Origin of the sequence: Pseudomonas sp. W2I6 (assembly GCF_030815935.1) — a bacterium.
GTDB lineage: Bacteria > Pseudomonadota > Gammaproteobacteria > Pseudomonadales > Pseudomonadaceae > Aquipseudomonas.
Genome location: NZ_JAUSXJ010000001.1, coordinates 2,556,523 through 2,577,203, shown reverse-complemented (window position 1 = coordinate 2,577,203; position 20,681 = coordinate 2,556,523). Strand labels below are relative to the sequence as shown.

The window sequence follows — 20,681 nt, the reverse complement described above, 5'->3', positions numbered from 1 at the left end:
AAAGAGTCATTAATGAACATATCAAAGTTCTTCATTGATCGTCCGATCTTTGCGGGCGTACTATCCGTGGTGATCCTGCTTGCAGGGTTGATAGCAATATTTAAATTGCCGATTTCTGAGTACCCAGAGGTCGTTCCGCCCTCGGTCACAATCAGCGCACAGTATCCTGGAGCGAACCCAAAAGTCATTGCCGAGACAGTTGCTGCGCCGCTTGAGGAACAAATTAATGGCGTTGAGAATATGCTGTACATGCAGTCCCAAGCGAACAGTGACGGTAACCTGACCATCACTGTAACTTTCGCATTAGGAACTGACCCGGACTTGGCTACCCAGTTGGTACAGAACCGAGTCAATCAAGCATTGCCACGATTGCCCGAAGATGTACAACGATTGGGTGTTGCTACGCTCAAAAGCTCTTCTTCATTAGTTCTTTTTCTGCACCTCGTGTCGCCGAATGATCGGTACGACACAACGTATTTGAGAAACTACGGCCTACGGAACGTCAAAACGCGCTTTGAGCGGATACCTGGCGTTGGCCGTGTCGATATGTGGGGGGCAGGTGACTACGCAATGCGTGTGTGGCTCGATCCGCAGAAGGTGGCACAGCGTAATCTCACCGCCTCGGAGATTGTCACTTCCATTCAAGAACAGAATATTCAGGTTGCTGCGGGTGCCGTTGGTGCTGCGCCTTCTTCGCCGGGTACTGCGCTACAGCTGACAATCAATGCCCAGGGTCGCTTGAAGACCGTCGACGAGTTCCGCGACATCATTCTCAAAACTAGCCCCAATGGCGCAGTTACTTATCTGCGGGATGTCGCCCGAGTCGAACTCTCTGCGGCTGAATACGGATTGCGTGCGCTGCTGGACAACAAACCCGCCGTCTCCCTCGCCATCTACCAATTGCCTGGCGCTAACGCGCTGGAGATCTCTGATCAAATCCGCGCCGCACTCAAAGATCTCAGTGCTGATTTCCCTCCAGGCCTGGATTACAGGCTTATCTACGACCCCACTCGCTTCGTGAAGTCGAGCATTCAGGCGGTTATAGAAACACTGCTCGAAGCCATCGCACTGGTGGTCGTGGTCGTCATTGTGTTCCTCCAATCATGGCGTACAGCGATCATCCCTTTAATCGCTGTACCGGTGTCCATCATCGGTACCTTTGCGCTATTGCTGGCCTTCGGCTTCTCAATCAATGCCCTGTCGCTTTTCGGAATGGTGTTAGCCATTGGTATCGTCGTTGACGATGCCATCGTTGTGGTTGAAAACGTGGAGAGGAACATAGCCAGCGGTCTGACCCCGAGGGACGCCACGTATAAAGCCATGCGAGAGGTCAGCGGCCCCATCATTGCCATCGCACTCACGTTGGTGGCTGTGTTTGTACCGTTGGCATTTATGAGCGGTCTCACGGGCCAGTTCTATAAGCAGTTTGCGATGACCATTGCGATCTCTACAGTGATATCTGCTTTCAACTCACTCACGCTCTCTCCAGCCCTCAGCGCACTACTTTTGCGTAGCCACGACGCTAAGCAAGACGCCTTAACGCGGGTGATGAATAAGCTACTGGGCGGTTTTTTTCGAGCCTTCAACAAGGTTTTTAATTGTGGCTCGGAGCACTACTCGAAAGGCGTAACAGGCATCCTTAAGCGCAAGGGCAGCATGCTGGTTGTTTATGTGGTTCTTCTGGGTCTCACTGCGGTTATGGGGAACGTTGTGCCTGCTGGGTTTATTCCCATGCAAGACAAGGAGTACTTGGTCACCATCGCCCAGCTTCCCAATGGCGCTTCTCTTGACCGAACGGAAGAAGTGATTCGCCAGATGAGCGAAATAGTCATGAAGCAGCCGGGCGCTGCTCACGCAGTCGGCTTCCCTGGCATGTCCGTTAACGGATTCATGAACAGTTCTAGCGCAGGGATTGTCTTTGTCCCCCTCAAGCCTCTCAGCGAGCGTACATCGAAAGATGAGTCCGCCGCAGCCATCGTCGCATCCCTTAATCAAAAGTTCGCCAGTATCAAAGGAGCCTATGTCGCAGCCTTTCCACCGCCTCCAATACTCGGGCTTGGCACACTAGGTGGCTTCAAAATGCAGCTGGAAGACCAAGGTAGCCTCGGGTATGAGGAGCTTAACAAGGCCGTTCAAGCATTCATGGCCAAGGCTGCAGTGACCCCGGAGCTTGGTGGATCACTGACAAACTATCAGATCAACTTCCCGCAGCTAAACGTCGAGCTAGACCGTGTGAAAGCCAAACAGCTGGGCGTGTCTGTTACCGATGTATTCAAGACCATGCAGGTATACCTTGGCTCCTTGTATGTGAATGACTTCAACAGTTTTGGCCGTGTATATCAGGTACGAGTGCAGGCCGACGCACCGTTTCGTCAGCGAGCAGATGACATCCTTCAGCTGAAAACCAGAAACGACCGTGGAGAAATGGTGCCCCTATCGTCTCTGGTTCGTATCACCCCAACCTACGGTCCGGACATGGTGGTTCGGTATAACGGCTACACCGCAGCGGATATTAACGGCGGCCCAGCGCCGGGCTATTCGTCTGGCCAGGCCCAAGCAGCAGCAGAGCGCATTGCAGCCGAGGTGTTGCCTCAAGGCGTAAAGTTCGAGTGGACTGAGCTGACTTACCAAAAGGTTTTGGCAGGTAATGCCGGTATGTGGGTCTTCCCTGTCAGCGTCCTGCTCGTATTCCTCGTACTGGCCGCACTGTACGAAAGCTTGACCCTCCCTTTGGCGGTAATCCTGATCGTTCCCATGAGCATCTTGTGCGCACTCACGGGGGTGTGGCTCACGCAAGGAGACAACAATATCTTTACCCAGATCGGGTTGATGGTATTGGTCGCATTGGCTTCCAAAAACGCCATCTTGATCGTCGAGTTCGCCAGAGAACTAGAGCACGACGGGTACACGCCGCTGAAGGCTGCCATTGAAGCGAGCCGCTTGCGTCTCCGGCCGATTCTCATGACTTCGATCGCTTTCATCATGGGCGTTGTTCCACTGGTGTTTTCCACTGGTGCGGGCTCAGAAATGCGCCAAGCCATGGGGATCTCGGTGTTTTTCGGCATGTTGGGCGTGACCCTGTTCGGTCTCGCACTGACACCTGTCTTCTACGTGGTCCTGCGTACGCTGGCAGGTGGCAAAGTAAACGTGGCTCAAAAAGACGCGCCTCACCTGACAACGGAAGCATTGGACGCATGATCGGAGCCAAACGAATGATCCAATTACCCAAAAAGTGTATTTTTGGACTGCTAACTTCCTCAGCGCTGCTATCGCTTCTATCAGCATGCTCTGTGGAGCCGACATACAACCGCCCCGACGTCCCGACTCCGCAGGCGTTCAAGGAAGCTTCGGCTGAACAGAAGCAAGCATCATTGTCCAAAGATAGCGCCTGGAAAAACGCTGAGCCGGCCGATGCCGAGCATCGTGGGGAATGGTGGCTAGTCTTTGGCGATCCGGTGCTAAACGACCTGGAGCGGCAAGCCGCAGAGGCTAATCAGAATCTGAAGGCGGCTGCCGCACGAGTCCAGCAATCGAGAGCCTTGACCCGATCAGCCCGAGCGGGATGGTTCCCGTCCCTAGATGCGGGATTTGGTCCTACGCGTGAACGCCTGTCTCCTGCCTCACAATTGTTGTCTGACGATGCGAGTGGGTCCACGCAGACTCTTTGGCGGGCGCAGGCGACAGCCTCTTACGAGGTAGACCTGTTCGGGAAGGTGGATTCACAAGTGAACACCGCGCTCGCAAATCAAGCACAGAACGAGGCGCTGTATCGTTCTGTGCTATTAGCCCTCCAAGCTGACGTGGCTAAAAATTATTTCGAGCTGCGTGAGTACGACAACCAACTTCGACTATTTCGTCGCACGGTCACCCTGCGTGAAAACACCCTGAAATTAGTAGAGGGGCGATTCAAAGAGGGCGACATAAGCGAACTTGACCTCTCGCGAGCGCGCAACGAACTATCGACCGCGAGGGCGGACTCGGTAGGGATCGCACGGCTGCGTGCGACGTCAGAACATAGTCTTGCAGTGTTGTTGGGTAAGTCTCCTGCCGACTTCGACTTCCCTGACTCACCTATAGAGCCCATCGCGACCCAGGTGCCTATCGGGTTACCATCAGCCCTACTGGAGCGCCGTCCAGATATTGCTGCCGCCGAGAGAGCTATGGCCGCGGCTAACGCACAAATCGGATTGGCGAAATCAGCATTTTTCCCGCGGCTTAACATAAATGCCGCCGCCGGCTTCGAGTCGTCATCGCTGGGGAATCTGTTCGACTGGTCGACTCGGTCTTTTCTACTAGGCCCCCTTGCGGGAACGGCGCTGACGTTACCGATATTTGATGGTGGTCGGAGGAAAGCAGATCTCGCCTCTGCAAGGGCTAGATACGACGAGCAGGTTGCGAAGTATCGGGAGCAAGTATTGGTGGCCTTTAGAGAGGTAGAAGACAACCTTGCAGATCTGAGGTTGCTCGATGATCAGAAAGGTAATCAAAGCGAAGCTGTTGCAGCATCAAGACGGACAGAGCGACTTTCTAAAACTCAGTATGAAGAGGGACAGATCAGCTACCTGGACGTTATCGATGCTCAGCGCCAAGTCTTACAAACTGAACTGCAACTGAGCCGTCTGACGGGCACTCAGGCCATTGCAACGGTGAACCTGATTAGATCCCTAGGTGGTGGGTGGGACCGAGCCGACACTAGCATTGCCTCCAGTGGGCGTAAGCGGTGATCACGCAGCTTGGACGGCTTTGAATTGCGCTTAAAAAGCGGGTCAAGTTGACCCGCTTTTTAAGCTTCAAACCCAACGGAAACTTCCCGGCTGGAGTCAAACCGCAGTAAGCGTCGGCTCAACACACTCTACCTAATTAGACGAGTGCCTACCTGTCGCAAGATTGCACTCCAGTTGACTGCGCGTTTGCATTCGATTTGACCTTTCATTGTGAGCAACCGGCGACCTGACCTGGGTACTCGGCACCGATCGCCTGAATGCAGGATTCTCGCAATCTGTTTTCCCGGAACGCCTACGTAAAAACCCCAACCCTACAGTTCACGTACCATCACCAAGTCTCGGTGCACATCATCGCCGCATTGAAAACGGGTTTCTCCTACTGTCAAAAATCCATTACGTTGGTAGAAGCCTATTGCGCGGGCATTCTGATCATTCACCGTGAGCCGGATACGATCTGAAATACCAGTAAGCGTCGCAGTTAAGAGGAGTTGTGCGGCACCGGTTCCATGGTGTTTTGAATCGACATAGCATCGCGTCAACTCAGGGATGCCATCCGCCAGTGGGATGTTTAATCGATCTGGTTTGTAGTCGACCAAACTGAAACCCACAATATCTCCGGCTGTCTCCAACACTCGCACCTCTTGGCTTGACGTATCCAGCGCGATCTGAAAACAACGCGCGGTCAGGTTTTCGCTGATGTAGCGCTCCAATTCTTCTGCTGGAGTGTCCGCTGGGCACGCCAGTGAAAAGGTAGCCTTCGCGATTCTACTCATGCCCTCAGAGTCACCCATTACCGCTGGACGCACACGCATTCATCGCTCCTTGTATTGGTAGATATTAGCGCCTACCGATGACTGGGGAGGCAGCTACGCAACTCAAGTGTTACGAAGTGAGCCTATGGAATGCAAGCCTGTCGAGATCCCATGAGCGCGAATAATGACCAAACAAGGAGCCTCGGCCGGACTACAACAGAGCTGTGAGGTCAGTTCGTATGCGTCCGCCGAATTCACATTGCATGACTAAGCAGATATGCGCCGCCGATCCCCATCGCTCATATCCCGGGCGAGTAGCTCAACTTCGTACAAGCCGCCAATCGAGTGCAGCGCCTAACAAACCACAGCCAACCGGGACCGGTCTTGGCCCCTTCGCGAACTTACGATTCTGGGCTAGGGCCCAACTCCCCGAAGCCGCGATTCTTGACTGAAGAAACCTGCAGTTTGGTGCCGCCGTAAGTGGACCATCCTGTGACCGGTAATGAGGGAAAAATGTCGTTTCCGCCTCCTGTAGTCAGACGTAGAGTCGAACTGACTCATCCTCATCTAGGAGAAGGACGCTCATCACCGTTCAGGCGCTTCAATGCAAGGAAACGAGAAATGGCCAAAAAGTGCTTGGGATTCCAGCGGACCCCCCGATGTTTGCAGCGAACAAAAGCGGCTATGAGAGTCATGGCCTCTCATGACGCCCTGCCAAAAGGTAGCGCATTGAAGATCGCGATTTTTTTGACCTAGACCGCTTAAAAACAAAGCGAAACTTTCTAATAGGTAAATGCATGTATGAGCCAGAAGACATTGTTATTGACCGGTGCCAGTCGTGGCATAGGCCATGCCACCGTTAAACACTTTCAAGCCGCTGGGTGGAGGATTTTCACCGCCTCTCGCCAAGACTGGGTAGCTGAATGCCCATGGGCCGAGGGCTTACTCAACCACATTCATCTTGATCTCGAAGATATTGATAGCGTCAGTGACAGCCTGGCGGCCATCAGAGAAAAATTGGGCGGACGCTTGGATGCATTGGTAAACAATGCAGGAGTTTCGCCTAAGGGGCCTGAGGGGACACGCCTTGGTGTTCTGGAGTCCGACTATGCAACCTGGATCAAGGTCTTCAATGTCAATCTGTTTTCTACGGCCCTCCTTGCGCGGGGGCTGTTTGATGAGTTGAAAGCTGCAAAAGGCAGCATCATCAACGTTACCTCTATTGCAGGATCCAAAGTGCACCCGTTCGCAGGTGTCGCTTATTCCACATCCAAAGCTGCGCTCTCCGCTCTGACTCGGGAAATGGCCTTTGATTTTGGCCGACATGGCGTAAGGGTCAATGCTATCGCACCTGGAGAAATCGAAACCTCAATACTGTCCGCAGGCACTGCGGAAATCGTTGAACGGCTAGTGCCGATGAACCGGCTGGGCAAACCTGAAGAAGTTGCCTCGCTCGTCTACTTCCTTTGCACCGGTGGCGCTTCTTATGTAAACGGCGCAGAGATTCACGTTAACGGTGGCCAGCATGTCTAACGTTAATGGCCGGATCTGAATATGGCATGAGTTCAAGGGACAGCCGAAAGACCGAGTTCTCATCCGAGACCGGCCACCTTCCGTTCGAATCGGACATCCAGGGCACCTGGGGCGAGGTCAACGTGGGGATGGACTATCAAGCCAACCCCGCATTACATTCACCGTCTTGGCAGGATATCGCCAGGTTTTCGGCAGCGACAGTCATGGGTATGACGCAATGCTTAGGTTCATGCTCAATTTTTAGAGAAGATGCTGAACAGGATCGACGTTCGCTTTTGGCCGCTTAGCGACCGTCGCTCTGGCTCGACATTCTTGCCTTTCCAAACGTGGAAGACTTGTCAGGAACACTAGAGCTTGAGGTCGATGATGCCCTAGAGATGGCTGAACAGACTGAGGCTTGATCATGCATAGCGACGGTCGAAGTCAGGCCTTCGCTAACCGCGTAAAAGGGGTTAGCCAGATGAGTCTACGAAACTAGAGGCGATTCAATAGTATGCTTTTGAGTGTGCCCGAAAAAGTGAGCAGATGACGTGACAAGCGAATGCTTGACCAAGCTGACGCGGATCAGAAGGGTTATCGATGAGGCTGGAGAACATCGCGCCGCGTCTTGTTAAGGAGGATATGGACAGCCGACGTCAAAAGAAATCCTAACGGATCGGTGATCTTTCCGTATTTGAATTCACCTGTGATCATCTTCAGCTCGCGAAGGGCACGCAATCCAAGAAAATTGTCGCCTACGTTGCCCGTTAGCGAGGCTGGTGACCGGGTGTCAACGTCTGAGAGCTGAGATATCAGACTCTTGAGAAGGAATGATTTATCCTGAACGAGCATGGTTTGGGCCTGCTTAGGCTATACAACGTAGAGCCAGGTAGGTGGGCGTTCACCTTGCGTATCCACGTAAGCGCTGACGTAGGGAACTGACGTTTCATGCACAAAGCCGGTAGCGTGCGGGATTTAGGTGTGTCTCGATGATTCACCTACTGACGATTCTACGCAGTTGACGTCCAAATTTGCTCTTGAAATACCTCAAAAACAAGTCCAGCATTGAGTCTTTTCCGGCTTCGGCAAGAAAATAAACCCCTTAGATTTCAATGGGTCGGACGTCAGATGCGAGTCTCGTTCCCCCTCCAATCTCCTATGATCTTTTTCGCTGAATCGTCAATCTGCAATCGCTCGCGCTGCGTTTTGCCGCAATTGGTCTAAGTAGTTCGCCCACTGCTGAGCCGCCTCCCGGCGCTGTACCAGCAGTTGCGCGCGCGCATACACAGCCCCCAGTGCACCTGGCATACGGTGGGATAACGACAGTTCGAGCACGATGGGGTCAATACCCAAGTGCTCGTGGGCAATGGTCCTGTAGGTCGCGCGAAAGCCGTGGGCTGTGATGTCGTACTCTGGCCAGATGCGCTGAAAGGACTTGAGCATGGAGGTCGGATTTATGGGGCGCCCCGGATAGACCGGCGAGACGAACACCCAGCCTTTGCCTTCTTCATCCACCACGCGGGTTTTATGTAGCTCGCGTAACAGAACCAAGGCTTGCTCAGGCAACGGCACGATGTGTTTGCTCTTGTCCAGGTGCTTAGTCTTGCTCACCACATAACGCCAATCGGCACCCACCAAGTCGACATCTTCCCAGCGCATCTGCACCAGTTCGCCTGGGCGTACCGGCAGCATAATCAGGAGGCGCATCGCGGAGGCAACGCTGCCGTCGTTGCAGTCATCCAGACGCAGAAGAAACCTGCCTAGATCGGCTGGCCTTTCGATCGCCGGGTTGCTGGTGACGACATGGCGGATCTTCAATTCCTCAATGTTGCTGAGCGCTACGTTGCGTTCAACCCAGCCGCGTCCTTCAGCAAACCCCAAGACGGCACGGATGATGGTGCGCACGCGCCGGGCCATGGCCATTGTGCGCTGGCGGCGCAGCTCGGTAATGATCGTGGTGATGTGCTCCAGCTTGATCTCCGTGACCGGTTTTTTACCAATGGCAGGTAAGATGTGGTTGTTCAGCGCTCCGCTAAACCCTGAGATGGATTTAGTCACCAGTTCGGCAGACTTAAATGCCAACCATTGCTTGGCAACATACTCGAAGGTGCGCTCTTCGTTGAGCAACTGGGCCTCGATCTTGGCGGCCTTGGCCCTGAGAGGGGCGATGTGGTTAGCCACGTCGCGGCGTGCGCCGCGGGCGATGTCGCGCGCTTCCTTGAGACCAATATCGGGGTAAGCGCCGATGGAGAAGCGGTTTTCCTTGCCATGCAGCCGATACTTCAATCGCCAAACCTTGGAAGGGGATTTGCCGACCTTGCTCGACGCCCTGACCTCCAAGTAGAGGCCAGGGACTTCGCCATCGGCGTGTTTGCCGGGTTCGGTCAGTGAGCGGATCAGGGCATCGCTGAGTTTTCGTTTGAAAACGACGGCATTATTTGGGGGCATCGGTGGGGGCATCCATTTTAAGGAACCGAAATTTGCCCCCAATTATGCCCCCGAGAGTCGTGGAATCCATTGGATTCAGACAGACGGCAGTGGACTGAAATAACCAATAACTTCTTGTTATGAAACGGTTTTATGGAATTTAATGGAATTCCATTACAGGCTATCGGGGTCCCCGAAAAACATCTGAATCCGCGACCTTAACCACCGTTCCCCCGGATCATTGTCCTGTGACCCACGCCACGCCATGTGCAATTCAAAGGTGCGCACCGGCAGTGGCGGCTCCTCAGCCCGCAAGCCACCCGCTGAAGTCAACGCTTCAGCGGCATAGTCCGGCACGGTCGCGACAATATCGGTGCCCGCCAGCAACGTCCCCAGCCCATTGAACTGCGGCACAGCCAGCACGACATGGCGCTTGCGGCCCAGTTTTTCCAGTTCTTCATCCAGAAACCCGCTCAAATCCCCGGCGAATGACACCAGGGCATGGGGCCGCGCGCAGAAGTCATCCAGGCTCATGGAGCCCGGCATGCTGTCGGCCCGCAACAGCATCGGCTTGCTGCGGCGCAGGACTTTGCGTTTGGCGTTGGCCGGCAAATCGGTGGTGTAGCTCACGCCGATGGAGATTTCGCCGGAGGCCAGCAGGCCGGGCATCAGGATGTAGTTGACGCGGCGCACTACCAGCACGATGCCGGGGGCTTCGGCCCGCAGGCGCTTGAGCAGCAGCGGCAGCAGGGCGAATTCGACGTCGTCCGACAGGCCGATGCGGAATACCGCGGTGCTGGTGGCCGGGTCGAATTCGGAGGCGCGGCTGACGGCCGTGGAAATCGAGTCCAGGGCCGGGGAGAGCAGGGCGAAGATTTCTACCGCACGGGCCGAGGGCTCCATGCTGCGTCCGGTACGCACGAACAACGGGTCGTCGAACAGGCCGCGCAGGCGTGACAGGGCTGCGCTGATGGCCGGCTGGCCAAGGAACAGTTTCTCGGCAGCGCGGGTCACACTGCGCTCATGCATCAAGGTTTCGAATACGATCAACAGGTTGAGGTCGACACGACGCAGGTCGTTACGGTTCATCTTGTGTCCCAGGCGGCGTCAGTAAACTTGACGGGAGCGGTCATATAAGAACAATGACCGGCATGAATCTTACGGGGAAAGGCTGGTACTCTGCACCGGCTAATTCAGTTTTCCTACATGGTTTGGCACCTTTTCCGTATGTGCGGAATCAATGACAGGCATGTCGACTATTAACGGCGACCGGTGGTCTTGCCCCGAAAGCCCAGATAGAGTTCATGGCAATAGAGGTTACTTTGACGAGGTTTGCGATGTCCCGCACGATCCGTTTTCACAAGTTTGGTCCGGCCGAGGTGCTCAAATGCGAAGAGCATGCAGCCGCTAAGCCCGCACCGGGCGAAGTGCAGGTGCGCGTCGAGGCGATTGGCATCAGCTGGTACGACATTCTGTGGCGCCAGAACCTGGCGTCGTCCCATGCCCGCTTGCCTTCCGGCCTTGGCCATGAAATGGCCGGCGTGGTTGTGGCCGTTGGCGAGGGTGTCGACGACCTGGCGGTGGGTGACAAGGTCGCCAGCTTCCCGGCCGAGAGCCCGAATGACTACCCGGTGTACGGCGAACAGATCGTCCTGCCGCGCTCGGCGCTGACCCGCTACCCGGATGTCCTGAGCCCGATCGAAGCCAGCGTGCACTACACGCCGTTGCTGATTGCCTACTTTGCGTACATGGACCTGGCGCGGGTCAAACCCGGGCAATTCGCCCTGGTAACGGACGCCAGCCACTGTGCCGGCCCATCGTTTGTGCAGCTGGGCAAAGCCCTGGGGGTGCGGGTGATTGCCGCCACCAAGACCAGTGATGAGCGCGAATACCTGCTGTCCCTCGGGGCGGAAAAGGTGATCGTCACCGAAGAGCAGGACCTGCTGATGCAAGTCAACAAGTTCACCGACAACCGCGGCGTAGACGTGGTGTTCGATGGCTTGGGTGGCCCGCAGATGTCGTTGCTGGGTGATGTACTGGCGCCGCGTGGCAGCCTGGTGCTGTACGGCCTGCAAGGTGGCAACCAGACGCCATTTCCGGCCTGTGCGGCGTTCCAGAAGAACATTCAGTTCTTTGTGCACTGCATCGGCAACTTCACCGGCAAACCGGAACTGGGCATCATCCAGGACCAGGTGGCCTTGCAGCGAGCCTTGCGTGACATCAACCAACTGACCGCCGACAAGGTGCTGGTACCGCTGAAAACCACGGTATTTCCGTTCAGCCAGTTCGTTGAAGCGCACCGCTATATGGACGAATGTCCGTGCCGTGAACGGGTTGCCTTGCAGGTAGAAACTGTTTGATCTGTGGGAATATTCTCAAGCGAGTATTCCTGCCCCCGGGCGCATGGGGCAAATGCGCCATTTGACAGGACTTAACCTGCCCACCGCTTGAATCGGGATTTCAGCACTTCAGCCCGATAAACCAGATGTATGCCCCTGACGCCGCCCTGAATCCCAGCGCGGCGTTGTCGTGTCTGCACACTCGATACCCCATGCAAGCCCCCATCTGAACCGGTTTTAGCCGGCGTTCTGTATCTGTTAATCATTATTCAAGTGCCGATAATTGCCCCGTCACTTTTATCTCAAGGATTGAGCAATGATTGAATATATGAAATCACCCCGTACATCCGTCAAGCCCAATAATGTTTCCCATGGCTGTTTTGCCGGAACATCAATATTGAAGTGGGTTATGTCGGATGTTTCTCTAGTTTGTAAGTTAAAGCAGCGTAGGAAGTTGTCAGAGCGTTCCTAAGACTTTCGGTTTGGGCTGCGTGCCCCTTGGCTTGGCGCCTTTTCGGGACTGGAAGCCCCCAAAGGCAGGCTTGGCAGGTAGGGCCCGGTGCTAATCTCCATTGAATGTCACATGTTGTAACGCCCCTACAGAAACAACAGGTCAGGCAAATGCCGTCAACGATTGCCCGAAACTGATATTTCAACTCAGGTAGTAGAACTATGAGCGCTATTCACGAACAAGCCATGAACTATGTCTATCAACAAGTATTGCAACGCTTGATAGGGCATTTCTCTCGAACAGAACGTACCTCGCTCCAGTTATTGATTCAACGAATCGTGGTAGCGGCAGGCGGCATGGAGCGGATCGGTGAATACAAGGTGCTGGTCGCTCACGGCGCAGGCGCCGGCAGCAGCTATGTCCTGGCGTTGTTGCGGGCAGCCCAGCTGACGCTTGCAGGCCGGGCGCCGCGGACGTTTCAACTGCGGGTCGCGACCTTGCGCCATGCCGGCATGTCGCAAAATGCCCTGGACACGCTGCATCGCGGCTACAGCGCGCTGTTCCTGCATGACGATGCGCGTGTCGAATTGCTGATGGTCGAGAATCAGGAAGTCTTGCCGTTCAACCACCTGCGGCCGGCCTCCAGTGCGGCGCGCGACACCAGCCGGCGCAATATGCTGATGGTGGGGCACCTGACTTCGGGAGATCTTCGCCAAACCCTGTGCAACGACGCCTACCTGGCCCTCGGTGACTTTTACCAGCGCGTCACCACCTGCAATGGCGGCGTGCACGCGCTGGTCAGCGGTGACTCCGCGCGCAAGCAGCGGGAGTACCTGGCGTGGCTGAAGAAAGCTGCGCTGGCGAGCGGTGCAGAGATCCCGCCGCGCCAGCCCCTGGTGCTCAGCGGGCTGTTCGCGCGCATGGATGAGTGGAGCAACGCCTATTACTGCGACCTTTACGGCGAGCGTTACGCCGTCGCCGATAAGTCCGACACGGACAACCATCGCCACTTGGCCTATATCGGCGCTGCCGACCTTAAGGACGCGGCCGAATACTCCTCCGGGCCGCTGTTGCGTCAGTTCATGGGCTATGAACCGGACGAGTTTGGCTTTCATTTCAGCCACGCGAGCTATGCGAACCCGTTGCTGATGGCCCATCTGCGGGGCCTGCAGGCCGAGTGCCTGCGGGAACTGGATTACGAGGAGGGCGCACAGGGCTTCATGCAGCAGGCCGCGCTGTTCATGCGGCGCAAGCAGATTCCCGAACACCTGATTGCCCAGGCAGCGACCCAGGATGGCCGAGCGCTGGCGGCCGACTACGCCCAGGCGCTGTTCGGATTGGATGAAACCCAACTGAACTGCCTGATGTTTTCGCCGTTTATCCGTCACGGCGAGCGCCTCGAAAGCTTTTTGCGCCAATGCCACCCCGGCATGCTGGTGGCGCTCCCCGAGCTGCACAAGGCGCTGCAAGGCAAGCCGGTGGCCGAGATGCTGGTGCAATGGGCCATCGACACCAGCGGGTTGCCGATCGACCTGCTGCAACATCTCTATCGCAAGCGGCCAGCCACCGGCGTGCCGGGCATGGCCGAGACGCCACAGCAAGATGCTCCCGCCCTGGCAGCCTACCAACTGGCGGGGCGTTAAGCGGGTGGCGGCGGGTGACCAGCGATGAACCTCAGGGACGACCGGCAAACCGACTTCGCCTACCAGGCGGTGTATCGCTACATGATCAATCTCATCGGCGAGGTGGGCACGGATGCCCGGGTAAAACTGCCATCATTGCGGCAGCTGGCGGAGCGCCTGAATGTGTCGATCTCGACCATTCAATACGCTTATTCGTTGCTCGAGAAGGAGGGCCGGGTGTACTCGGTGCCCAAGTCGGGCTACTACGCCTGGCCGGTGTTGAATAAACCGCCAGGTAGCAGCGGTGGCGACCTGCTGGAGCGCCTCTATGCCAGTGCGCGACGTCCGGGAATGCGCGTGCTCAGCGCCGATGAGCCGGCACTTGCGGCGTCACTGGACGCAGCGCTGTTGCTGCTCGAGCGCGAACTGTTGCGGCATTACCCGCATCATCTGCAGCCATGGTCGCAGCCCTGTGGCGTGTGGGAACTGCGGGCGACGCTCGCGGCGCGCTATACCTCGTCGCCGACCCGTTGCTGGCAGGCGGACGAGGTATACATCGGCGCCGACTTGCGCGGGGTACTGGAAATCCTGATCGAGGTGCTGGGTCTCAAGGGCGCTGCGATCATCGTCGAATCCCCGTGTGACTGGCTGATCCTGCGGTTGTTGCAGGGGGCAGGCGTGAGGGTTCTCGAATTGCCATTCACGGCGGACGACGGCCTGGACCTGGCGTTGTTCGAGCAATTGCTCAGCACCGAGCCGGTGCAGCTGGCGTTGCTGTCATCCGGTGTCAGCCTGCCGTCCGGCGTAGTCCTGTCCACCCATGACCGCCTGCAGCTAGTGCGATTGCTGGACCAGCATGGCTGTTGGTTGTTAGAAAATGACAGCCATGGTGACCTCGGCTTCGGGCAGCCAATCACCGCGTTACGGGACCTGGCCAATCCCGAGCGGCTGATGGTGTTTTCCACGTTCGAGAAGATGCTCGGGCCGGAAGCGCCGTTTGGCTATTTGCTGTCGCGCCACCTCAGCGGCGAGCTGCAGCGCCAGTTCCTGTTGCGCGCATTCCGGTTGTCCTCTATCCGCCAGCGCGCGATTGCGCGGCTCTATCAAAGCGGGCGCATCGACCAGCATCTGCGGGAGTTGCGACCGCAACTCAAAGAGCAGGCCCGGCTCATGGGCCTGCGGCTGGACACGCATCTGGGCAACCAGGTGAGCTACCGAATGCCCGTCGCTGGCGCGACCTTCTGGTTGCGCTCAGAGGCCCCGGTGGATATGCGCCAGGTGTTCCAGCGCCTGCTCACCCGGCAGGTGGTGATTGCGCCGGGGGAGTTGTTCAGCCTCAGTGGCCTGCACTGCCAGCATCTGCGGCTGAGCCATGCCGTTGACGGCGCCCATAATCTGGAGAATGCCCTGGATGAGCTGGCTCTGGCGCTCAGGCAGGCACAGACCGGCACTGAATGAAATTTCGCTGATTGCTGTAGGATTTATAACGTCGCGGAGCAGTCCAAGTCCCAGTAAACTGCACTTTTTTCCGAATCCTTCTCTTTCCGAGGTTTATGCATGACTCTCAGTCCTTTTGCGGGCAAGCCGGCACCAGCTCAATTGCTGGTAGACATCCCGCGACTGGTAACGGCCTATTACACCGGCCAGCCTGATGCAGCGATCTCCACCCAGCGCGTCGCCTTTGGTACCTCCGGACACCGCGGCAGCTCGTTCGACCTGAGCTTCAATGAATGGCACGTGCTTGCCATCAGCCAGGCCATTTGCCTGTACCGTGAAGCCCAGGGCATCAACGGCCCGCTGTTTGTCGGCCTCGACACCCACGCGTTGTCCACCCCGGCCGGCGCCAGTGCGCTGGAAGTGCTGGCCGCCAATGGCGTGCACGTGATGCTCGCCGAAGGCGATGAGTACACCCCGACACCGGCGATTTCCCACGCCATCATTTGCTACAACCGCGGCCGCACCAGTGGTTTGGCCGACGGCATCGTGATCACGCCGTCCCACAACCCGCCACAAAGCGGCGGCTACAAGTACAACCCGCCCAACGGCGGCCCGGCCGACACCCACATCACCAAGTGGATCGAAGCCAAGGCTAACGAACTGCTGGCCAATAAGCTGGCCGGGGTCAAGCGCATCACCCATGCCCAGGCGCTGAAGGCCGACACCACTCATCGCCACGACTACCTCAACACCTACGTGGCCGATCTGGTCAACGTCATCGACTTCGATGCCATCCGCAACGCTGGCTTGCGCCTCGGCGTCGATCCGCTGGGCGGAGCAGGGGTGCGCTACTGGTCGGCCATCGCCGAGCATCACCGCCTGAACCTCGACGTGGTGAACACCGAAGTGGATTCGACCTTCCGCTTCATGAGCGTCGACTGGGACGGCCAGATCCGCATGGACCCGTCCTCCAGCTACGCCATGCAGGGGTTGATCGGCCTCAAGGACCGTTATGACGTGGCATTCGCCTGCGACCCGGACCACGACCGCCATGGCATCGTGACGCCGTCCGGTGGCTTGCTGGCGCCGAACAACTACTTGGCCGTGTCCATCGACTACCTGTTCCAGAACCGCCCCGAATGGCGCGCTGATGCTGCGGTGGGCAAGACCGTGGTCAGCAGCGGCTTGATTGATCGCGTGGCCAAGCGCATTGGCCGTCGCCTGTACGAAGTGCCGGTGGGCTTCAAGTGGTTTGCCGATGGCCTGTTTGACGGTTCGCTGGGTTTTGGTGGCGAAGAAAGTGCCGGCGCCTCGTTCCTGCGCAAGGACGGCAGCGTGTGGAGCACTGACAAGGACGGTTTGATCCCGGCGCTGCTGGCGGCGGAAATGACCTCGCGCAAAGGCCAGGACCCAAGCCAGATTTATCGCGGGCTGACCGATGCACTGGGTGAGCCGTTCGCCATTCGGGTGGATGCCAAGGCGACTCCGGCGCAGAAGGCCTTGTTGGGCAAGCTGTCGCCAGACCAGGTGACGTCCACGCAGTTGGCGGGGGAAAGCATCCAGCAGATCCTCAGCCACGCGCCGGGCAATGACCAGGCGATCGGCGGGCTGAAAGTCATGACTGAAAACGGCTGGTTCGCCGCACGGCCATCGGGCACCGAGGACATCTACAAGATCTACGCAGAGAGCTTTATCGGCGAAGATCACCTCAAGCAACTGGTGGAAGAGGCCCAGGTGTTGGTAGACGTGGCGATCTCGGCTAACTGATACCCAGCCTATGACTGATTAACCTGTGGCGAGGGAGCTTGCTCCCGCCGGACTGCGCAGCAGTCCCATTTTTGGGGGCGCTTCGCACCCCAGCGGGAGCAAGCTCCCTCACCACATTCAAGCTCGGTCAGGCGAGGTCGACCAAGACGATCTCGCTGTCCTCAACCGCTGTCACCCGCAGTACCTGCTCATCCTCAACCGCCACACCGTCTCGAGCTTGTGCACGCAAGCCATTGACTTCAATCACCCCGGTGGCCGGTACCAGGTACGCCCGGCGTCCGTTGTCCAGCCGATACTCGGCACTTTCACCGGCTTTCAGGTTTGCCGCTACCAAGCGTGCATCGGCCCGAATCCGCAGGCTTTCGCTGTCTCCGGCCTTGCCACTGGCCAGGGTCACAAACCCTTCGCGGTCACCCTTCGGAAACGGCTTAGCGCCCCACGACGGCGGCAAACCGGCCTCATTGGGAATGATCCAGATCTGGAAAATCTTGGTCGGCGTAGCTTCCAGGTTGTACTCGCTGTGGGCGATCCCGGTGCCGGCGCTCATTACCTGGACGTCGCCGGCCTCGGTGCGGCCCTGGTTGCCCAGGTTGTCGGCATGGCTGATGGCGCCTTCACGCACATAGGTGATGATTTCCATGTCCCGGTGCGGGTGCTGCGGGAAGCCGGTGCCCGGTGCGATGAGGTCATCGTTCCACACCCGCAGGTTGCCCCAGTGCATGCGCTTGGGGTCATGGTATTCGGCAAACGAGAAGTGGTGGTGAGCGTCCAGCCAACCGTGATTGGCGCCGCCCAGGGTGTTGAAAGGTCGAAGTTCAAGCATGATCGTCTCCTGTGGATGGGAGCCATCATCCAGCAGCGCCAGATCGATAAAAAGCGTAAAAAATGCTGGATTCCTATCGAATGCTTCGATGCCGATGCTCAGGACTTGTCTTCACTTCATCGCCTAACTGCATGAGCGCAAAGCAATTGGCTGGAACTGTGGGGCATTTGCGGCGACCATAGGGCTCTTGTCCGAGTTAAAGCATCGCAGGAGTCCGCGTGCCGCAACACACCCCCGATCTGCCTCCCGAACTGCGGCCACTGGCCGAAATGCCCCTGTTGAAACGGCTCGCCGCCCGATTATTCGGTCACGGCCTGACGCGCCTGCGGGCACAGCACCGTTTCTCATGGCTGCATGGCCAGGCCGACGGCTTTCGCAGTGGCCACACGGCCGGCGTGGAGTATGGCTATAAGGAAGGCAAGGCGGATGGTATCGAAGAAGGCCGCCAGGTCCTGCTGATTCGTGACTTCCGGCCGGATGAGCACACTGCGCCGGGTGTTGACGACAACCTGTTCGATGATTGGCGCCTGCCGCTGACCGCCGAGTTGAAAAAACGCATCAAGGCTGATGTGGCGCGCCTGCTGCCGGCCCATGCCCAGCCGAGTGCGGCGCAATGGAAGATGATCTTCAGCGATACGCCGTCCACCTCGGTGATCGCCGGCGCCGGCGCGGGTAAATCCACCTCGCTGGTGCTGCGTATCCTGCTGCTGACCCATTACCTGGGCTTCGAGCTGAGCTCGATGACGGTGGTGACCTTTACCCGTGAGTCGCGCAAGGACTTCATCAACAAGCTCATGGAAATTCTCGCCTTGTGGGGCCAACCCCTTGGTATGAAAGACGCGCAAGCGGTGGTGCGGACCTTTCACTCACGCATCCTGCCAATGGTGCGCAGCCTGCCGGGCCTTGAGCGGCTGCAGGCGTTCGAGAACCTCAATGCGCGGACCGAAGCGGACTTTGATGAGGCCGACAGCAACCCTTTCGAATTGCGGATCAACGACGCCCAGCGCCAGCAACTGAATGCCTGCTATCACCGGCTGCATGGCCGCCATGAACGCTTCCGCGAACTGATCGCCCCGCTGGCGCGCCATGCCCTGCAACTCAAGGAGCTGGAGCGCGATCACCCGGACGTGCAAAAACGCGTGGCGGTGACCGAACTGGCGGCCAAGCGCGATGAAGAACTCTGCGATGTGATCGAAGACCTGTGGTTTCGTGCCGGCGCCTGGCCGATCAAGGGCATCGAGCCCAATCGCCAGACGTTCGATATCAACGGCGCGAAGTTTCACTGCCATGGTTACATTGCCGAACTGGATGCCTGGGTCGTACTGGGCTTCGACCCGCGGGAAAATGCCCAGGTCAGTCGACCCGGGTCCAAGCTGTCAGTACGTGCCGAATGGGCTGTAAAGCGAACCCTATTTCAAGCTTTCTGCCGTAAGCCATTGATATGGCTAGAAAGCTACGAGTCTTCCAAGCGGCTTTTAAGCAGCCTGGCAGGTGACGCAACAGCGGGCCCGGGCTTCGATTACAAGGTCAAGGGCGAGCTGGGTTCGGCACCGTTGCTGGACAGCTTTGTTGCCGCCGCCGGGTTCATCGAGAACCTCGGGCTGGATGTGCCCACCGCCGTGGGCAAGATGAGTTTTGCCAAGGATGATCCAGACCGTTTTTACTTCGAGGCACTGAGCATTTTCTGGAAGGCCCTCGAAGATCACTTGCTGGACCAGTCGCCACCGGTCATGACCTACAACCGGATGTTCTCGCTGTTTGGCGAAAACACCCCGGAGAACCTGAAGTTGCTCAGCGACCCGCTGCTACGGCCGATGTCGCACCTGATGATCGACGAATTCCAGGACGTATCGCCGCAGATCGTCTCGTGGATCCGGGCCAGCCTGCGGGAGATCCGCAGCCGCGGGCCGGCCATGCACGTGGGGCGTGGGGCCCAGCGCTCTTCGCTGTTGTGCGTGGGCGATGACTGGCAGTCGATCTATGGCTGGCGTGGCAGTTCGCCCAAGTATTTCATGGAGTTCAACAAGGAGTTCCCGTCACCCACGACCACCCGGGTGATGCTGGGCGAGAACTACCGCAGCCATCAGCACGTGATCGATGCTGCCGAGCACATTGTGCGGGCGGCCCCGGCCATCAGCGGCAAGAAAGCCAAGGCCAGTGGAACCGCGAAGGAGTTGGTGCCGGTCACGGTGCGTGACCGTGACGATGCGGCGCTGGGCCAACAACTGCTGGCGCACTATCAAAAGGGTGACTCGGTATTAATGCTGTATCGAAAAATCAGCGATAAGTCATTGATGCAAGAGCATATTCAGTCGGTAGTTAATGTGGATTCTAGTTTGCCGTACGGCAGCCGTCGGCTCAAGCAACTGACTTATCACAGCGCCAAGGGCCTGCAAGCGGATGCGGTATTCCTGCTGGGCGACTGCCAGCACTTGACCAGTTCGCCGTACAAGAACCAGGTCTACCGCATGGCAGGACTGGGCAAGGACGGCGATACCGAAGCTTACGACAGCGCGCAGAAAGACGAAGTGCTGCGCCTGGCCTACGTGGGCATTACCCGGGCGGTGAGCCATTGCTATTGGTATGTCGACGGCCAGGATGGCCAAGGGGTGAATGTGCCAAGGGCTTCGGACCGGGTTGCCGGGGACAAACCGTTTTTTGACGACCAGCGCATCAGCAAATCATAAGGGGTGACGTTGAATCCTGTGGTGAGGGAGCTTGCTGTGGCGAGGGAGCTTGCTCCCGCTGGGTTGCGTAGCAGCCCCAAAATCCTGGGAGCGCTGCGCACTCCAGCGGGAGCAAGCTCCCTCGCCACAGGATACCTGCT

At 57.6% G+C, this 20,681-nt stretch carries 12 protein-coding genes; 8 read left to right on the top strand and 4 right to left on the bottom strand.

The window, feature by feature from the left end; all coding sequences use genetic code 11:
• Positions 1 to 12 precede the first annotated feature (12 nt).
• Together QF039_RS12075 and QF039_RS12070 are read left to right on the top strand one after the other, a co-directional pair.
• Positions 13 to 3,198 (top strand): efflux RND transporter permease subunit, encoded by a 3,186-nt coding sequence (locus QF039_RS12075; RefSeq protein WP_307518326.1) that lies wholly within the window; start codon positions 13 to 15, stop codon positions 3,196 to 3,198.
• A 14-nt stretch (positions 3,199 to 3,212) separates the two neighbouring features.
• The gene (locus QF039_RS12070) at positions 3,213 to 4,724 is read left to right on the top strand and encodes an efflux transporter outer membrane subunit (RefSeq protein WP_307518324.1); all 1,512 of its coding nucleotides are present in this window, start codon (positions 3,213 to 3,215) and stop codon (positions 4,722 to 4,724) included.
• 311 nt (positions 4,725 to 5,035) lie between these two features.
• On the opposite strand, the gene QF039_RS12065 is transcribed toward QF039_RS12070, so the two are convergent.
• Positions 5,036 to 5,536, bottom strand: coding sequence for a GNAT family N-acetyltransferase (locus tag QF039_RS12065; RefSeq protein WP_307518322.1), 501 nt, complete (start codon positions 5,534 to 5,536; stop codon positions 5,036 to 5,038).
• A gap of 741 nt (positions 5,537 to 6,277) precedes the next feature.
• Between QF039_RS12065 and QF039_RS12060 the strand changes: the two genes are divergently transcribed.
• On the top strand, positions 6,278 to 7,009 hold the full coding sequence (locus tag QF039_RS12060; protein WP_307518320.1) for an SDR family NAD(P)-dependent oxidoreductase: 732 nt from the start codon (positions 6,278 to 6,280) through the stop codon (positions 7,007 to 7,009).
• A 1,158-nt stretch (positions 7,010 to 8,167) separates the two neighbouring features.
• Here the strand turns inward: QF039_RS12060 and QF039_RS12055 are convergent.
• Positions 8,168 to 9,436 (bottom strand): site-specific integrase, encoded by a 1,269-nt coding sequence (locus QF039_RS12055; protein ID WP_307518318.1) that lies wholly within the window; start codon positions 9,434 to 9,436, stop codon positions 8,168 to 8,170.
• Positions 9,437 to 9,589: 153 nt separating this feature from the next.
• Positions 9,590 to 10,504, bottom strand: a complete 915-nt coding sequence (locus tag QF039_RS12050; RefSeq protein ID WP_003217142.1) for a LysR family transcriptional regulator — start codon at positions 10,502 to 10,504, stop codon at positions 9,590 to 9,592.
• A 248-nt stretch (positions 10,505 to 10,752) separates the two neighbouring features.
• On the opposite strand from QF039_RS12050, the gene QF039_RS12045 reads away from it, so the two are divergent.
• The 4 genes from QF039_RS12045 to pgm all read left to right on the top strand — a co-directional run bounded on the left by QF039_RS12045 (position 10,753) and on the right by pgm (position 17,031).
• A complete protein-coding gene (locus tag QF039_RS12045) occupies positions 10,753 to 11,775 on the top strand; it encodes a zinc-dependent alcohol dehydrogenase family protein (protein WP_003217140.1) in 1,023 nt (340 codons plus the stop codon).
• Positions 11,776 to 12,426: 651 nt separating this feature from the next.
• Positions 12,427 to 13,848: a hypothetical protein gene (locus QF039_RS12040; protein ID WP_307518312.1), complete on the top strand. Its 1,422-nt coding sequence runs from the start codon at positions 12,427 to 12,429 to the stop codon at positions 13,846 to 13,848.
• A gap of 24 nt (positions 13,849 to 13,872) precedes the next feature.
• Positions 13,873 to 15,285 carry a PLP-dependent aminotransferase family protein gene (locus QF039_RS12035; protein WP_177054026.1) on the top strand — a complete coding sequence of 471 codons (1,413 nt, stop codon included), beginning with the start codon at positions 13,873 to 13,875 and terminating at the stop codon, positions 15,283 to 15,285.
• Between the two features lie 99 nt (positions 15,286 to 15,384).
• Complete coding sequence (gene pgm, locus QF039_RS12030; RefSeq protein ID WP_307518311.1) at positions 15,385 to 17,031, top strand: phosphoglucomutase (alpha-D-glucose-1,6-bisphosphate-dependent); 1,647 nt, start codon at positions 15,385 to 15,387, stop codon at positions 17,029 to 17,031.
• Positions 17,032 to 17,158: 127 nt separating this feature from the next.
• On the opposite strand, the gene QF039_RS12025 is transcribed toward pgm, so the two are convergent.
• A complete protein-coding gene (locus QF039_RS12025) occupies positions 17,159 to 17,854 on the bottom strand; it encodes a pirin family protein (RefSeq protein WP_003217133.1) in 696 nt (231 codons plus the stop codon).
• 218 nt (positions 17,855 to 18,072) lie between these two features.
• On the opposite strand from QF039_RS12025, the gene QF039_RS12020 reads away from it, so the two are divergent.
• The gene (locus QF039_RS12020) at positions 18,073 to 20,541 is read left to right on the top strand and encodes a UvrD-helicase domain-containing protein (protein ID WP_307518308.1); all 2,469 of its coding nucleotides are present in this window, start codon (positions 18,073 to 18,075) and stop codon (positions 20,539 to 20,541) included.
• Positions 20,542 to 20,681 lie beyond the last annotated feature (140 nt).